General features: G+C 47.1%; 5 protein-coding genes. All 5 read right to left on the bottom strand.

The features are described 5' to 3' along the window. Position 1: 1 nt before the first annotated feature. On the bottom strand, positions 2–2,326 hold the full coding sequence (locus AC5JP1_RS02445; protein WP_493842989.1) for a type I secretion system permease/ATPase: 2,325 nt from the start codon (positions 2,324–2,326) through the stop codon (positions 2–4). A gap of 67 nt (positions 2,327–2,393) precedes the next feature. Next, positions 2,394–3,845, bottom strand: coding sequence for a TolC family protein (locus AC5JP1_RS02440; RefSeq protein ID WP_493842988.1), 1,452 nt, complete (start codon positions 3,843–3,845; stop codon positions 2,394–2,396). Between the two features lie 660 nt (positions 3,846–4,505). Next, the gene (locus AC5JP1_RS02435; RefSeq protein WP_493842987.1) at positions 4,506–15,080 is read right to left on the bottom strand and encodes an Ig-like domain-containing protein; all 10,575 of its coding nucleotides are present in this window, start codon (positions 15,078–15,080) and stop codon (positions 4,506–4,508) included. Between the two features lie 47 nt (positions 15,081–15,127). Next, positions 15,128–15,688, bottom strand: a complete 561-nt coding sequence (locus AC5JP1_RS02430; protein ID WP_493842986.1) for a hypothetical protein — start codon at positions 15,686–15,688, stop codon at positions 15,128–15,130. Between the two features lie 1,167 nt (positions 15,689–16,855). Beyond that, a complete protein-coding gene (locus AC5JP1_RS02425; protein ID WP_493842985.1) occupies positions 16,856–17,524 on the bottom strand; it encodes a cupin domain-containing protein in 669 nt (222 codons plus the stop codon). Positions 17,525–17,726 lie beyond the last annotated feature (202 nt).

Genomic DNA, 17,726 nt, shown 5'->3' with positions numbered 1-17,726 from the left:
CCTACTCCCCTTGATCATCTGTTGAGTTTTTGGCTTTGGTCGGTTTTATACTGATGTTTCTAACTCTAGATGCTGCAGGTTTGGTGTTATCAGCATGCTCTGGTGATGGTTGATTGGTTTTGTTAATAATTTTGTCTTTTTGCTGTACGGTTGTCTTGTTTCTCGCTTGGTCGTTTTTTCGAAGCTCATCGAGTACCGCCTGTTTTGGGCCGTCAATAATAATACGCTGATTGTCCATAATAATGAGTCGGTCAACCAAATCTAGCAAGGCGGTTTTGTGAGTGGCGACGATAAATGTCTGCCCCTGTGTCAACTCCTGACGCAGGACCTGCAGGCAACGCTGTTCTTGTCGATTGTCCATAGACGCAGTCGGTTCATCCAACAAGAACACATCAGGCTTGGTCAATAATAAGCGCGTAAATGCAACCAGTTGTTTTTGTCCACCTGACAGCCCTTTACCGCCTTCACTAATCGGCAAATCTAAACCGCTTGAGTGACTCGATACCAAATTGATGAGCCCTGTCCTATTCAACGTGTCTTGTAGAATGTCATCATTGGGTGCTGCCATGCCGATTAGCAGGTTTTCGCGCAGCGTACCCTGAAACAGTCGATGGTCTTGTTGCAAATAGCCCAAGCGTTCACTGAGGGTCTCTCGGCTGATTTGATGGATATCAAGACCGTCTAACAGCACACGCCCTTGAGTCGGCGCATACAGCCCTGCCAGTACTTTGAGCAAGGTAGATTTACCTGAACCGATAGGCCCAAGTATCGCGATACGTTCTCCTGGCTTGATAGAGAGCTGCGGAATACTAATGGCTGAACGGTCGTTATCTTTATAGTTGAATGCCAAACCATCACACTGATAAGCACCTTTGATATGTATGGGTGACAATGGATAGGCAACGCCTTGATTGTCCTGCTCTAATGCAAATAGACTTTCAATATTCAACTTAGCAGCTTTGGCATGAGCGTACTGCACCAGTAAGTTGGGTATAGACATAACAGGCGCTAGCACTCTACCACCTAGGATCGAACAAGCAATCAATCCACCCATCGTCATGTCGCCTTGCATCACTACAAACGAGCCAACAATCACGATACCCACATAGCTGACTTGCTGCAGCATCTGCGTGAAGTACGTTAAATTGTCATTAGCATGCTTCATATCCAAATCGTTTTTGATAGTGACGTTCATCACATCAAGCCAACGCGAGAGGAACTTCCAGCTGCCCGCCCCCGCTTTTATGGTCTCAACACCTTCTACTGCTTCAACTAACAGACCTGTTTTGTAATAAGAGGCGGTCGCACCTTCTGACGCAATAGCATCAATGCGTTTGCGGGCAACCAGCCCCATCGTAATCGCAATGACTGCGGCCACCACTGGCACAACAGCCACTAGCGGCGATCCGATAAAGGCGATCAAACTGATAAAGATAATGGTCATCGGCAAGTCGACCAAACCAAACAGCGTGCTTGCCGTAAAAAAGCTGCGTACTTGCTCATAGCCGCGTAGCTGTGCTGCCATAGAGCCAACCGACCCTGGCATTTGATCAATACGTACTTTTAATAAACGTTGGAATACTTCTCTAGATAAATACTGATCAAGACCGACCACCACTTTGTCCATGATTCTCGATCGTGAGAATTTCATGAATGCTTCAAAGACAATGACTAAAAACACACCACTCGCCAAAATGATGAGGGTGTATTCGCTACGAGTCGGTATGACCCGGTCATACACCTGCATCGAAAATAAAGAGACGGCTAATGCCAACATATTAATCAAAAAGGTTGCAATAACAGCTTCGGCTAAAATGCCTTTATAGTTGCCCAAGTCAGACTTTAGTAAGTCAGAAAACGACGCTTTACGCTGCTTAATATGATCTTCTTTTAAACGAATCCGTAATACCAAAGCTAGCTCATCGACACGGGTATGTACCTGCTTGTCCGCTTGTCTAAAGTTCCAGCTTTTTTGCGGCGTCTGACCGTCGATGACACCCCATCCCAAATCTGATCGATATGCCAATAGAGGCAAAAAGGCCGCGTCAGGCTGCTCTAATATCTCAGGGGTATCAGTAATACCAACCCCTTGTAACACAGCAATGACACCGCCCAGCTCATGAATGCTTTGACCTTGCCTGTCCGATTGCTCACTATGGCGCTTGACGACATCATGCAGACGAATATTGTCTACCGGATAGCCTTGCTGACCAAGTAAGTGCTTGATAGCCTCGGTCAGCGTTTCAGTCAGATCAACGTGCTCTGCGTGCTGCAACTCATTGTGACCAACAGACTGAGATGATGTCTTTTGTAATTGTGCACTCATATGAATCACTTATTTAATATTTTAGATGGTTGCGTATGCAAGATATAACGTGCGCTTAAATGGCTACCTAACGGTTTGTCATATTTCTTTGTTCCGTTATCGGCGTGATGCTGTAGTCATCATTCAGCATGAGATACTCGCCATCATTTAGTCCCTGCTCAGCAGTTGCCGGCAAACTAATCTCAATATACTCTTCTTCTACATCGTTTCTGCCATAACCAAACTCATGACTGGCGCTGCTTTTGTCTTGCTTATTGAACCACTGTTTTACAGAATCTACGGGATTGAACAAAGTCACAGGCTGACGGTTGTGAGAAAACTGCTGCCACTGCATGATACCAAAGTCTACTTGAAGACTATAAAATGCGCCCAACATCTCTGCTCGGGTCTGCACCAGCTGTACTTGATAATCATTGTGCTCACGTACGGCGTTAAGTACCTCAAGCCATGACTTGCGACCTGCAATAAACTGTCTGCGGTAAGAGTTAACCACAATCTGAGCGCCAGCTACAGCAGCCACCAGTGAGGTCTCTCTGTCTTTTGCGCTGACGAACTGCTGATACTGTACTTGAATATTTTCTATCACGTTACGCCGCGATGCTTCTTGGTTTTGCACCAAACTGTTGACTTCTGCCTGTGATGCTCGTGCTAGTGCAAAGTTGGAAAACCCCGCACCTGGTTCATAGGTTAGCCCCAAAGAAAACTGCCCATCATTTTCATTATCTTCATGGTAATAAGCTTGCTCGTACTGAGCATAGACCGTTGGGTAGCGCGCCGCTTGTTGTGACTCAACCCCTTGCTTAGCAGATTCGATTTGATAGTGCTCTTTTACAACAGTAGGATTGTAGAATCCTGCCCTATCAAAAGCCATTCTCTCAAAATCAACAGATTGACGCTTGGCCTGCTCGACCAATACTTTGATATTCGGTATGCTCGTCACGCTCATTTGAGACAACGGCTGACCAATAATTTGCTCGAGCCGAGCAGCGGCAATACGTTGCTGCTCAACTGCTGCTTGATAAGACGTCTGCTCTTGCAAAATCCGGTTCGTCACTAGGTCAAGCTCAATACGGGCTGATACACCCTGACCAACACGGCGCTGCATCATAGCCTCAAAATCACCAAGCTCTTCTAGATTCTCAACATGGACACTTTGTGTGGCGACAGCTTGTATATAGCTCTGCCAAGCACCGATCGTCGTTTTGGCCACCGAGTTTTGCTGCTCATAGATATATTCTACAGCGGCTTTGTCATCAAATATGGCTTGGTTCACATCTGCTGTGAGTTTACCACCCGTCCATAGAGGCTGACGAAGAGTGACCTGTGAGACAAAGTCATTGTCTCTGTCATAGCCCGAGCTAACGCTTGGTGTCGGTAAAAGGTTTAATTTAGCTGCGTTGATACCTTCAGTCGTTGCTTGTTGACTGGCGCGGGCTGATCCTACCAGTGGATGAGTTTGAATCGCTTGCGCGACCAGACTGTTGATTTGAAAATCCTCTACTGCTGCTTGGGCCGTCATGGTAAAACACATGCTCGTTATTAGAACAGTCATAAGATGATGCACTGCATGACGACTGGTTAACTGTTTTATATTTGGCGATTTTTTCATATTAGTTTTCAATGAACGCTCTTATTGATATGCTCTTGAAGAAGTATATAACATCTATGCACTAAACCTTACTAGACCTTAGTCTATAAGGCAACAATTCATATGCGATATCAGATGAAACTTTCTGAGCTTTCCATACATATATAAAGCTAAGTCATACCTGGTTCTTTTTACTTAAACTTACCTTTTTCATTGAGTTCACTTTGCTCACTTAAGATAAGTACCACCTATTTTTGTTGATAGTAAACAATCCCTAATAAATCACGCTCTACATCATCGATTGACTCTCTAAGCGAATGCTGACGAATAAAAATCTGTACAAGATCGTTTGCAGTACTTTATAAAACATAGCAATTTTTGGAAAGAAATAACTATTCATCAATCAGGTAGCTCTCTGTTCGTCCATGTCTTAATTATGCCTTATGGTTTTTTACTTTCTTATTTAAAAACCAGGCTATTATATTTATTGCCTAATATACTTTACTCTATCTCAAAAATATCTATAAAAACGTCGTAAAAAACGCCTCCATTTTGGAAGCGTTCTGTGCATTAAAATAAGATCAGCCAGTCTTAGATAATATTGACGATGTCAGTATCAATATGAACCTGTGTCTCATTAGATGACTGCCATACGTTATACATCTCACCTTCTGAGGTAGTCTGTCCAGTATTGGTCCAACTATCACCTTCTAGATTGACTGTATCATCGTTATCACCTTTGACATAGATAGTGGCTTCAACATCTTTATCTGCTATATTTAAAGTATTCGCACCAATACCGCTAATATCAATGATATCAGGCTGCATCATGTCAGAGAGGCTAATGATTTGACCTGAACCCTCAAAGCTTAGAGTATCGATCCCTTCGCTCGAAGTGGTTAGTAGCGTATCAGGTAATTCTATAGTGTCATCGATGGCAAGTGTGAAACTTTCATCTAACGATATACTCCGTGCAGCAAACGTTCCACTACTAGTACTGTAATCGAGCGTAATATCCAGATTTGCAGTAGAAGACTCACCATTCTCTGCAGTGATCGTATACTCAAAGCTATCTACATCACCATAAGTGCCTGTAAATGTCGCGTCAGCAACATAATTATAACTACCGTCTGGATTGATAGTAAGTGTGCCATATATACCATCAATGGCACTACCACCAACCTCGACAGGCAAACCATCTACTAATGAGACAACGGTACCAGAAGTAATCGTATCTGCACCATCAGAACCTATGTCAGTAATAACATTTCCACCTATGAAAGCACTGACTGTATCAGGCGGCGTATAGTTGGTAACGACATCAGAGGTGGTACGAATAGTAAGGCTACTTAATAATGAAGCATCTAAAAGTCCGCTACTGTTACCTAGCGTCACATAATATGTGCCACCATATTGAAACTCTGGTAAAACTAGATCCTCTGCGCTCCACCTAGCGGGCAAGACACCTGAACCCTGAAGCCAATTCTCCTGCGTAAAGGTTAGCGTAGCCTCAGAGCTGTCTTCTTCTACTCGATAGACTAAAAGATCAAAATCATTATCTCCAAGAGCCAAGAGATCAAAAAGTCCACCTAGACTCAGTGTAGCAGACCCACTGCCATCAACGGTTACTTGGCGAGTGGTATTGTCAGCCATAGTGAACGACAGCGCGTTATCAACGCTCAGTAAATCTACGTCAATGGTATCTGCGAGCACGCCGATATTGAGAAGCCCTCCCACGTCAGTACTTTGTAAAGGTGCATTGGTGGTAGATGACTCAAAACCTATATCTAATGTCACCTCATTATCGAACGCTATTGGTACAGTCGTATCAACAGTAATAGTAGCAGTCGCGGCGGTGCCCATATTTCCAGCAGGGTCTGTTGCGGTAGCGCTCAATTGCTCAGCGCCCTCACCCATTGCCCTTACTTCTGCCTCATCGACATTGATACTCCAGTCACCAGCTGCGTCGACAATAGCCGTACCTAAGATATTGTTTGAGCCGTCAGTCAACGTAATTGTGTCGCCTGAAACCCCCGTACCTGTTACAGCAAAACTTGCCGCAGCTTCGGTACCATTAACAATATTGTCGCCAGCGATAGGCTCATCAATCATTGGGGCCTCTGGTGGCGTCGTATCAACGACCGCATCAAGATTAATCACCAGCTCTGCTGTATCACTAATAACGCCATCAGAAACTGTATAAGTAAATGTCTCCGATTGACCTGACGACGCAAAATCACCATTTGCCGTATACGTATAGTCACCATTTTCATCAATAACTAAGACACCATACTGACCTTGTATCGTAAACACCGTTGTACCATTGACTACCGCAAAGGTAGGTTCCGATTGGCTATCGTTACTATCGATATCAGTCAGTACTGTATCCACCGTTACCGTATCTTCGCCCAACTCACCTGAGCTCGATACATCAGGATCAATCACATTACCAGTAATGACAGTATCATCGGCATAATCAAACTCAGTCACTGTCGCTGTAATATCTGTGGTTTCAAGTAGGGTTAGGGTATTGCTAAGAAGCACAGCAGTAATGTCATCAAGTAATGGGTCTAAAACACCTAATCCTAATACATTATCTTCCAGTATATCTACTACAGCATCGAGACCTAAACCTTCATCCCCAGCCGCAGTTAATGCAATATTGAGAAGACCATTAACAGTGCCTCCTAAAACTGGACCTAATGCATTATTGATTGTGGTAAACACAACTTCTTGATTATCAGGACCCAGTACAACTCCTGCTTCACCCAACTCGGCTAAGGTAAGACCATTGACTAAAGCTCCTAAGGCGCTCTCATCATTCCTCACAACAATAGTATAGTCATCTGGTTCTAAACCAGAAACTGTCGCAGTCAATGTATCATTGCCAGTTAATCCCAATAATTCAATTCCAATAACATTACCTACCAATGGCTCACTACCAGTAGTGCCAACGTAAACAAGCTCATTGTTACTATTATAAACCTCTATATTAATTGCATCCGCTACTGTCACTAATGCCGTCTGACTAACTTCGATACTGACTGTGCCATTTGTACCTGCACTCACGGTAAAGCCAAGACTGCTATCGGCACCACCAGTACCTTCAGCAACCCCCAAAACATCTAAGTCAGATTCACTGATCGGATCATAGTACGTAACTTGCAACGCTCCTAAATCAAGATCATCCAGATCATCACGGGCAGTAAAGGTCGTATTAAGATCGAATTCGACAGCAGCACTCGGAGCACTGACATTTTCATTTGCATCTGTCACCGTAGCAACTACCGTATAGGCACCATTATCACTGATACCATCAACGCCATTTGGAATCGTGATCTCAGCGATACCATCTCCATCATTAACATCAAGGTCAGCTGCGGTTACTTCATATTCGACGGTAATTGGGTTACCAGCATCAGGCGTCACTGTTAAGGTCACCATGTCGCCTACAACGGTGCCAGGTGGTAGGGTCACTTGGGTTTGAATGCCATCTGCAAACTCTTCCGCATTGACCCCATCAAGTGCTTCAGGAATTAATACTGCAGGTGCCGTGGTATCACCAACTGTAGCACTGTCGCTACCTATCGGACCAGCGTTCCCCGCCTGATCAGTCACATTCGCGTTAACTGTTAGTACTGTCCCTTGTGATGGAACTTCAACCGCAAAGTTATACCCGTTGTCTAGCATATCTTGAGTAATCAAAGTCGCCATACCATCGACCGTTACAATGTCATCAACCTCAGCGTTGTCTGGTAAGATCACAGTAACCTCAACTAACCCATCGTCGTTTAAGTCAAAGCCGTTAACTAAATCATCACCATTACCAATGACCACGGTTGGTTGACCTGGCGCCGCGGTGTCTACCGTAAAGCTCACCGCGTTACTAGGCGCACTCACGTTACCAGCCGCGTCGGTTACGGTGGCGGTCACACTATACTCACCATCGGCAGTGATGCCATCGTCTGCATCATTTGCAATGGTCACGTCAACAATACCGTTACCAAGATTTGCATCAAGGTCATCTGCGGTCACTTCGTACTCAACGGTGATCGGATCGCCACCAGCCAGAGTTACTGTCAAGGTCACTGTGTCGCCTGCAACGGTGCCAGATGGCAGGGTTACTTGGGTTTGAACGCCATCTGCAAACTCTGCGGCATTGACCCCATCATCTGCTTCGTCGTCAATGACCACGACTGGTGCTGCGATAGCGGCATCTGCTTCGCCGCCAGGAGCCACGGTATCTACCGTTATGGTGGTCGCAGGAGACGCGTTACTCACGTTACCGGCAGCATCTGTGATGGTATAGCTGATGTCATAGGTGTCATCGGCAAGCGGGGTGTTTGGTGTTAGGGTGTTATCCACTAAGGTGGCTGGTACGGCCTCGCCATCGACCAACAATGTCGGTGTGCCGTTCGCCAATTCACCATCTGGTATGACCACACCTGGGGTGTTGTCGTTGGTGATGCCATCATCAGGGATGGTTTCGGCAGGGTCAAGCAAATCGCCATTGCCATCTACGTTGTCGGTGATGACTGGCGCTGCAAGCGGTGTGTCAGGCGCCGCGGTGTCTACCGTAAAGCTCACCGCGTTACTAGGCGCACTCACGTTACCAGCCGCGTCGGTTACGGTGGCGGTCACACTATACTCACCATCGGCAGTGATGCCATCGTCTGCATCATTTGCAATGGTCACGTCAACAATACCGTTACCAAGATTTGCATCAAGGTCATCTGCGGTCACTTCGTACTCAACGGTGATCGGATCGCCACCAGCCAGAGTTACTGTTAAGGTTACTGTGTCGCCTGCAACGGTGCCAGATGGCAGGGTTACTTGGGTTTGAACGCCATCTGCAAACTCTGCGGCATTGACCCCATCATCTGCTTCGTCGTCAATGACCACGACTGGTGCTGCGATAGCGGCATCTGCTTCGCCGCCAGGAGCCACGGTATCTACCGTTATGGTGGTCGCAGGAGACGCGTTACTCACGTTACCGGCAGCATCTGTGATGGTATAGCTGATGTCATAGGTGTCATCGGCAAGCGGGGTGTTTGGTGTTAGGGTGTTATCCACTAAGGTGGCTGGTACGGCCTCGCCATCGACCAACAATGTCGGTGTGCCGTTCGCCAATTCACCATCTGGTATGACCACACCTGGGGTGTTGTCGTTGGTGATGCCATCATCAGGGATGGTTTCGGCAGGGTCAAGCAAATCGCCATTGCCATCTACGTTGTCGGTGATGACTGGCGCTGCAAGCGGTGTGTCAGGCGCCGCGGTGTCTACCGTAAAGCTCACCGCGTTACTAGACGCACTCACGTTACCAGCCGCGTCGGTTACGGTGGCGGTCACACTATACTCACCATCGGCAGTGATGCCATCGTCTGCATCATTTGCAATGGTCACGTCAACAATACCGTTACCAAGATTTGCATCAAGGTCATCTGCGGTCACTTCGTACTCAACGGTGATCGGATCGCCACCAGCCAGAGTTACTGTTAAGGTTACTGTGTCGCCTGCAACGGTGCCAGATGGCAGGGTTACTTGGGTTTGAACGCCATCTGCAAACTCTGCGGCATTGACCCCATCATCTGCTTCGTCGTCAATGACCACGACTGGTGCTGCGATAGCGGCATCTGCTTCGCCGCCAGGAGCCACGGTATCTACCGTTATGGTGGTCGCAGGAGACGCGTTACTCACGTTACCGGCAGCATCTGTGATGGTATAGCTGATGTCATAGGTGTCATCGGCAAGCGGGGTGTTTGGTGTTAGGGTGTTATCCACTAAGGTGGCTGGTACGGCCTCGCCATCGACCAACAATGTCGGTGTGCCGTTCGCCAATTCACCATCTGGTATGACCACACCTGGGGTGTTGTCGTTGGTGATGCCATCATCAGGGATGGTTTCGGCAGGGTCAAGCAAATCGCCATTGCCATCTACGTTGTCGGTGATGACTGGCGCTGCAAGCGGTGTGTCAGGCGCCGCGGTGTCTACCGTAAAGCTCACCGCGTTACTAGGCGCACTCACGTTACCAGCCGCGTCGGTTACGGTGGCGGTCACACTATACTCACCATCGGCAGTGATGCCATCGTCTGCATCATTTGCAATGGTCACGTCAACAATACCGTTACCAAGATTTGCATCAAGGTCATCTGCGGTCACTTCGTACTCAACGGTGATCGGATCGCCACCAGCCAGAGTTACTGTTAAGGTTACTGTGTCGCCTGCAACGGTGCCAGATGGCAGGGTTACTTGGGTTTGAACGCCATCTGCAAACTCTGCGGCATTGACCCCATCATCTGCTTCGTCGTCAATGACCACGACTGGTGCTGCGATAGCGGCATCTGCTTCGCCGCCAGGAGCCACGGTATCTACCGTTATGGTGGTCGCAGGAGACGCGTTACTCACGTTACCGGCAGCATCTGTGATGGTATAGCTGATGTCATAGGTGTCATCGGCAAGCGGGGTGTTTGGTGTTAGGGTGTTATCCACTAAGGTGGCTGGTACGGCCTCGCCATCGACCAACAATGTCGGTGTGCCGTTCGCCAATTCACTATCTGGTATGACCACGCCTGGGGTGTTATCGTTGGTGATGCCGTCATCAGGGATGGTTTCGGCAGGGTCAAGCAAATCGCCATTGCCATCTACGTTGTCGGTGATGACTGGCGCTGCAAGCGGTGTGTCAGGCGCCGCGGTGTCTACCGTAAAGCTCACCGCGTTACTAGGCGCACTCACGTTACCAGCCGCGTCGGTTACGGTGGCGGTCACACTATACTCACCATCGGCAGTGATGCCATCGTCTGCATCATTTGCAATGGTCACGTCAACAATACCGTTACCAAGATTTGCATCAAGGTCATCTGCGGTCACTTCGTACTCAACGGTGATCGGATCGCCACCAGCCAGAGTTACTGTTAAGGTTACTGTGTCGCCTGCAACGGTGCCAGATGGCAGGGTTACTTGGGTTTGAACGCCATCTGCAAACTCTGCGGCATTGACCCCATCATCTGCTTCGTCGTCAATGACCACGACTGGTGCTGCGATAGCGGCATCTGCTTCGCCGCCAGGAGCCACGGTATCTACCGTTATGGTGGTCGCAGGAGACGCGTTACTCACGTTACCGGCAGCATCTGTGATGGTATAGCTGATGTCATAGGTGTCATCGGCAAGCGGGGTGTTTGGTGTTAGGGTGTTATCCACTAAGGTGGCTGGTACGGCCTCGCCATCGACCAACAATGTCGGTGTGCCGTTCGCCAATTCACCATCTGGTATGACCACACCTGGGGTGTTGTCGTTGGTGATGCCGTCATCAGGGATGGTTTCGGCAGGGTCAAGCAAATCGCCATTGCCATCTACGTTGTCGGTGATGACTGGCGCTGCAAGCGGTGTGTCAGGCGCCGCGGTGTCTACCGTAAAGCTCACCGCGTTACTAGGCGCACTCACGTTACCAGCCGCGTCGGTTACGGTGGCGGTCACACTATACTCACCATCGGCAGTGATGCCATCGTCTGCATCATTTGCAATGGTCACGTCAACAATACCGTTACCAAGATTTGCATCAAGGTCATCTGCGGTCACTTCGTACTCAACGGTGATCGGATCGCCACCAGCCAGAGTTACTGTTAAGGTTACTGTGTCGCCTGCAACGGTGCCAGATGGCAGGGTTACTTGGGTTTGAACGCCATCTGCAAACTCTGCGGCATTGACCCCATCATCTGCTTCGTCGTCAATGACCACGACTGGTGCTGCGATAGCGGCATCTGCTTCGCCGCCAGGAGCCACGGTATCTACCGTTATGGTGGTCGCAGGAGACGCGTTACTCACGTTACCGGCAGCATCTGTGATGGTATAGCTGATGTCATAGGTGTCATCGGCAAGCGGGGTGTTTGGTGTTAGGGTGTTATCCACTAAGGTGGCTGGTACGGCCTCGCCATCGACCAACAATGTCGGTGTGCCGTTCGCCAATTCACTATCTGGTATGACCACGCCTGGGGTGTTATCGTTGGTGATGCCGTCATCAGGGATGGTTTCGGCAGGGTCAAGCAAATCGCCATTGCCATCTACGTTGTCGGTGATGACTGGCGCTGCAAGCGGTGTGTCAGGCGCCGCGGTGTCTACCGTAAAGCTCACCGCGTTACTAGGCGCACTCACGTTACCAGCCGCGTCGGTTACGGTGGCGGTCACACTATACTCACCATCGGCAGTGATGCCATCGTCTGCATCATTTGCAATGGTCACGTCAACAATACCGTTACCAAGATTTGCATCAAGGTCATCTGCGGTCACTTCGTACTCAACGGTGATCGGATCGCCACCAGCCAGAGTTACTGTTAAGGTTACTGTGTCGCCTGCAACGGTGCCAGATGGCAGGGTTACTTGGGTTTGAACGCCATCTGCAAACTCTGCGGCATTGACCCCATCATCTGCTTCGTCGTCAATGACCACGACTGGTGCTGCGATAGCGGCATCTGCTTCGCCGCCAGGAGCCACGGTATCTACCGTTATGGTGGTCGCAGGAGACGCGTTACTCACGTTACCGGCAGCATCTGTGATGGTATAGCTGATGTCATAGGTGTCATCGGCAAGCGGGGTGTTTGGTGTTAGGGTGTTATCCACTAAGGTGGCTGGTACGGCCTCGCCATCGACCAACAATGTCGGTGTGCCGTTCGCCAATTCACCATCTGGTATGACCACACCTGGGGTGTTGTCGTTGGTGATGCCATCATCAGGGATGGTTTCGGCAGGGTCAAGCAAATCGCCATTGCCATCTACGTTGTCGGTGATGACTGGCGCTGCAAGCGGTGTGTCAGGCGCCGCGGTGTCTACCGTAAAGCTCACCGCGTTACTAGGCGCACTCACGTTACCAGCCGCGTCGGTTACGGTGGCGGTCACACTATACTCACCATCGGCAGTGATGCCATCGTCTGCATCATTTGCAATGGTCACGTCAACAATACCGTTACCAAGATTTGCATCAAGGTCATCTGCGGTCACTTCGTACTCAACGGTGATCGGATCGCCACCAGCCAGAGTTACTGTTAAGGTTACTGTGTCGCCTGCAACGGTGCCAGATGGCAGGGTTACTTGGGTTTGAACGCCATCTGCAAACTCTGCGGCATTGACCCCATCATCTGCTTCGTCGTCAATGACCACGACTGGTGCTGCGATAGCGGCATCTGCTTCGCCGCCAGGAGCCACGGTATCTACCGTTATGGTGGTCGCAGGAGACGCGTTACTCACGTTACCGGCAGCATCTGTGATGGTATAGCTGATGTCATAGGTGTCATCGGCAAGCGGGGTGTTTGGTGTTAGGGTGTTATCCACTAAGGTGGCTGGTACGGCCTCGCCATCGACCAACAATGTCGGTGTGCCGTTCGCCAATTCACTATCTGGTATGACCACGCCTGGGGTGTTATCGTTGGTGATGCCGTCATCAGGGATGGTTTCGGCAGGGTCAAGCAAATCGCCATTGCCATCTACGTTGTCGGTGATGACTGGCGCTGCAAGCGGTGTGTCAGGCGCCGCGGTGTCTCGAACAGCATTGGCCGTTACAGCAGGGGAGATATTACCAGCTGTATCTTCGATCCTGACAGAAACCTTTAATGCAGCTCCTTCCTCTGGTGCAGGTATTTCCACCTCAACATTACCAGCTTCAATATCGTCATTAGTCAAAACTTTTTCGACACCGTTGGCAATCACGGTATAACCAACACTCGAACTCTCTGGCAAATCAACAATAACATCTACCTGATTGCCCTCTATCTCGTCAGCTGTGATAAAGGCATCTCCGTTACCGATAGCTACACCGTCTGGCGCTTCAGGCGCATCATCTGTGTCTCGAGTAGCATTAACTGTAACAGCCGTCGACTCGTTTCCAGCTATGTCTGTGATACTGGCAGTGACTTGCAGTGATTGACCTTCTAGTGGTGCATCAATAGTTACGGTTGCCATATCATTAGCAATGTCATCATCGGTTATTAGCTGGTCGATACCATTGACAGTAACAGTGTCACCTACAGAAGCATTATCTGGCAAACCAATAGAGATAGTGACTTGATCATCACTAATCTCATCAGCGGTGATCAAGGCGTCACCATTACCAATAATAATACTCGGAGCATCGGGAGCGGTAGTGTCAGGAGCGTTTACTGGATCAGACTCTGCTGAGGTATTACCTGCTGCATCAGTAGCAACAGCGTTAATCGTCTCACCATCGGCAAGCGGCGTATCAAGAGTTACCTCGTAGGCACCTGTGGTAGCATCTGCTATTGCTGTACCAATGACATTGTCATCTGCATCTAAGATATCTACGCGACTGCCAGGCTCAGCGTTACCTGTGACGGTAGTACCATCGAAGGCATCAATACTTGGCGCATCAGGAGCGGTAGTGTCAGGAGCATTTATTGGATCAGACTCTGCTGAGGTATTACCTGCCGCATCGGTAGCAATGGCGTTAATCGTCTCACCATTGGCAAGCGGTGTATCAAGAGTTACCTCGTAGACACCTGTGGTAGCATCTGCTGCTCCCGTACCAATGATATTATTATCTGCATCTAAGATGTCTACGCGACTACCAGGCTCAGCACTACCTGTGACGGTCGTACCGTCGAAAGCATCAATACTTGGGGCATCTGGAGCGGTAGTGTCTGCTTCTGAATCATCATCGTTATTATTACTACTCCCTCCCCCTAAAGCCGCTGCTGCGACTCCTGCACCTGCTAGACCCAACAACCATGGTAGCGCTGCAAACCCTTCAGCATCTGTTGCCCCTATCCACCAAGGACTTGAATACGCATTTCCGCCCAGAGAGTGACTTTGAACCTCGCCTACCTGCATCTCAGTAACGTAATCTGTCACGTCACCTGTATCAGGTAAGTAGTAGTAATAATTTCCATTTCCAGCAGCACCGACAAGTGCGCTGTCAATATCATAAAACCCTTCAATAATGAGATCAGGGTTCTGACTATTATTCTCGAAAGAAACATGTAAATCTTTACTCACACGCTTAGTGACTATATTGTTGGGAGCGCGTCCAGCTGCTACATCAAAAATCTCATAATTCGTTTTGTCAGTAGCTTGTATTACTGTGGGTATATTGTTTTGTGTAATCACAGTGTGTTCAGCAACTGTCCCGACTTGATTGTTGGCCTTAACGGTTATAGTTTTCATAAAATCATCCTTGATTAAAGAATTCTAAACTAGGTTGCAATCTAGAATCATAAGTGAATTTTGTTGTCCTTAATTTTTGATAGCGATAGCTGGATAATGGTTTGGAAGACGTGCTCAGTATCACCAGTAGTGATGGACATAGTATCGACGTACCTCATGGTACCTAGAGACATAGCCTCTACGTCATCTCGTTTTACTAAGATGTTGTCAGTGATATTAGTATGGAATTGAAAAAAGCTTGGCTTATGGCTTTTGGTTTCTTGGCTGTATGGTGCTTGACCATATATAGACTTGTACAGAACGGTAGGTATATTGCAGAGACCACCAGCAATGAAGTAAGCAACACTTTCTAAGCGTGTTTGCTTATCAGTTGTCATTCGCTGGATGGTAGAGGGCATTACTTTTGGTAAGCAAACCTGCAAGTGTGATGTTATACGAGGGATATATTGATATTTTCTGGAACGAAGCGCAGTGCTATCGATAGTCTTGTTTGTTGATATGATCAAAAAATCAGGACTACGGGCAGGTCTTACTGGGTCAGCCGCTTCATCCTGGCAACCTACTAATTTCGCTAATTTAGCCGATAATAGTCTGGTTAATATCATCATAACCATCGACCTCCTGTCGATAACAAACACACCTTACTAATTAATATTTTTTAATTTATGTTTTTTAGACACAAACCATCCCCGTAGAATATATATCTTCTTTTTAAAGATATATACCTTAGAAAATCTGCTTCTTATATCAATACTATTCTTTTACAATTTTAATGCAATACGGCCATTATTATAAAATTGTAAACAATGTTTCATTGTGTTTTTTATTAAGACTTTCTTCTGCTCTCTAGACCTTACGGTACATACATTCTTATCATTAAATATAATAAATTCCTTTGATACAAAAGGCTCATAACACTTGTATAAGTATCAGAAATTATTGTAAAAGTTTAAAAAATCTCAAGTCATCTAACTATATCAGTAAGAATCTATCTTGCTAGTTTTAGTCAATATAGATAAATAAGTCGTCAACTGTCGTGGCTTTATCCTGTTTTTATTTATTAAATCAGTTCTATTATATCTCTATAAATAAGTAAAAATTATGAATAGAAAAAATATTGTAGGCAAACTAAATAAAATAGTACTGATATTTTATTAATTATTAACTAAGTAATATTACTTATACATCAACATATAATAAAAAACTTACTATCTTTTTATTGAGTATTTTCAAAAGTGTAGCTTATATGACAACGGTAATCGGACGGACTTAGTTTGATTAATAAATGCTGTGCTTTACGAGTGTCCAGTCACCTCATCTTAGGCTTCATGAATATATGAAAGAGTAAATCCTTCGGTGATTTTATATTTGGAATGACACATAGAATATTCCTGACTAATCAGCAGCAGTATTGTAAATTGTTGGCAATGTTTGTGCGTAAAGGTAAGAGGTTATACAGCGCTCTATATGCTCCGCATAAAGATGAGATCTCCAAAAAGAGGTTTTAGAGACCATATTAAAGAATGATGCTTGATTACTATGAACGATAGAGAGGCGCTAAACGCGGGATGCTTAGATGCTTAGATGCTTAGATGCTTAGATGCTTAGATGCTTAGATGCTTAGATGCTTAGATGCTATATGACAGTAGTAAGGTGGCAGGTAATTGCGGACTGGTTTAATACAGCAAGTAGATAGATGCAGGCATGGCTATATCTACTATGACTGCTAGTATGAGTATGAACATTTAGTGCGGTGTTTTGTAGACGTGAGGTGCTTAAAGCCCAATTATCTGGCTCAGATGCCCCGTTTTTAGATATATCGTGGCACCCTTTGGGCCTGCTTTGATCTGTGCATATGTGTCTGCAGGTAGCCGTATCCACCCCTCGCGCTGATATACTTGTCCCTCGTCTAGCAGCTCACCTGCCAACACTAACAACTCTGCACCGCCGCTGACAAGATCAGTAAATAGCAACTCGCCAGCGTCTATACGTAGCAAGCTCACCTGCTCAGTCCCATTTGAAAAAAGAGGACAGACATCACGGTTGCTTTGTCGCTGCCAATTGGTCCTATCTTGAGTGTCGATAACCACATGACTTGATTCATCAGATGTCATTTGTCGCAGTTTAACAAAGATCACCGCGCCTTCATCGCTATAGGGTTTGTGACCTGAGTTTGGCGGGTTACGTAAATACCAACCTGCTGGATAATGTGTGTCGTCTGCAGAAAATGTTCCTGACAGGACTAGAATCTCTTCTCCGCCCGGATGCATATGATGCGGAAAATAAGAGTTCGGTGCATAGCGCACAAGACTGGTTGCACGGGCTTTTTCTTCACCCACGCGGTCTAGCATGACACGCTCTACGCCGCTCTGAGGCGACTGTACCCATTGATGGTTTGCAGGTGTAAGGGCAGCACGGCATGAGAAATCTGCATTGATACGCATAAAGTATTCCTAGGATAATGTGAAGTTGCTGAATCACTCATCATCCAACTCAAGCGGTTATTTGGCGCGCTAGATAACCGCTTATGACAATGAATAGTGAACGCTGACGATATGTGCGTAGACCATATGTGCTTAGACCAATAGCCTAGCAAAAGCTTGTGTGAGCTTAATCTAGTGTCTCTCTAATAAAGAAACAAGCAGC

This window comes from Psychrobacter sp. H29, from assembly GCF_059073055.1.
Note: the sequence above shows the minus strand (reverse complement) of the source record. Positions and strands in the feature narration are given on the sequence as shown.

What these genes read in the sequence shown, in the direction of transcription:
- AC5JP1_RS02445 (WP_493842989.1), bottom strand. Translation starts at nt 2,326, where the DNA reads ATGAGTGCACAATTACAAAAGACATCATCTCAGTCTGTTGGTCACAAT.
- AC5JP1_RS02440 (WP_493842988.1), bottom strand. Translation starts at nt 3,845, where the DNA reads ATGACGGCCCAAGCAGCAGTAGAGGATTTTCAAATCAACAGTCTGGTC.
- AC5JP1_RS02435 (WP_493842987.1), bottom strand. Translation starts at nt 15,080, where the DNA reads ATGAAAACTATAACCGTTAAGGCCAACAATCAAGTCGGGACAGTTGCT.
- AC5JP1_RS02430 (WP_493842986.1), bottom strand. Translation starts at nt 15,688, where the DNA reads ATGATGATATTAACCAGACTATTATCGGCTAAATTAGCGAAATTAGTA.
- AC5JP1_RS02425 (WP_493842985.1), bottom strand. Translation starts at nt 17,524, where the DNA reads ATGCGTATCAATGCAGATTTCTCATGCCGTGCTGCCCTTACACCTGCA.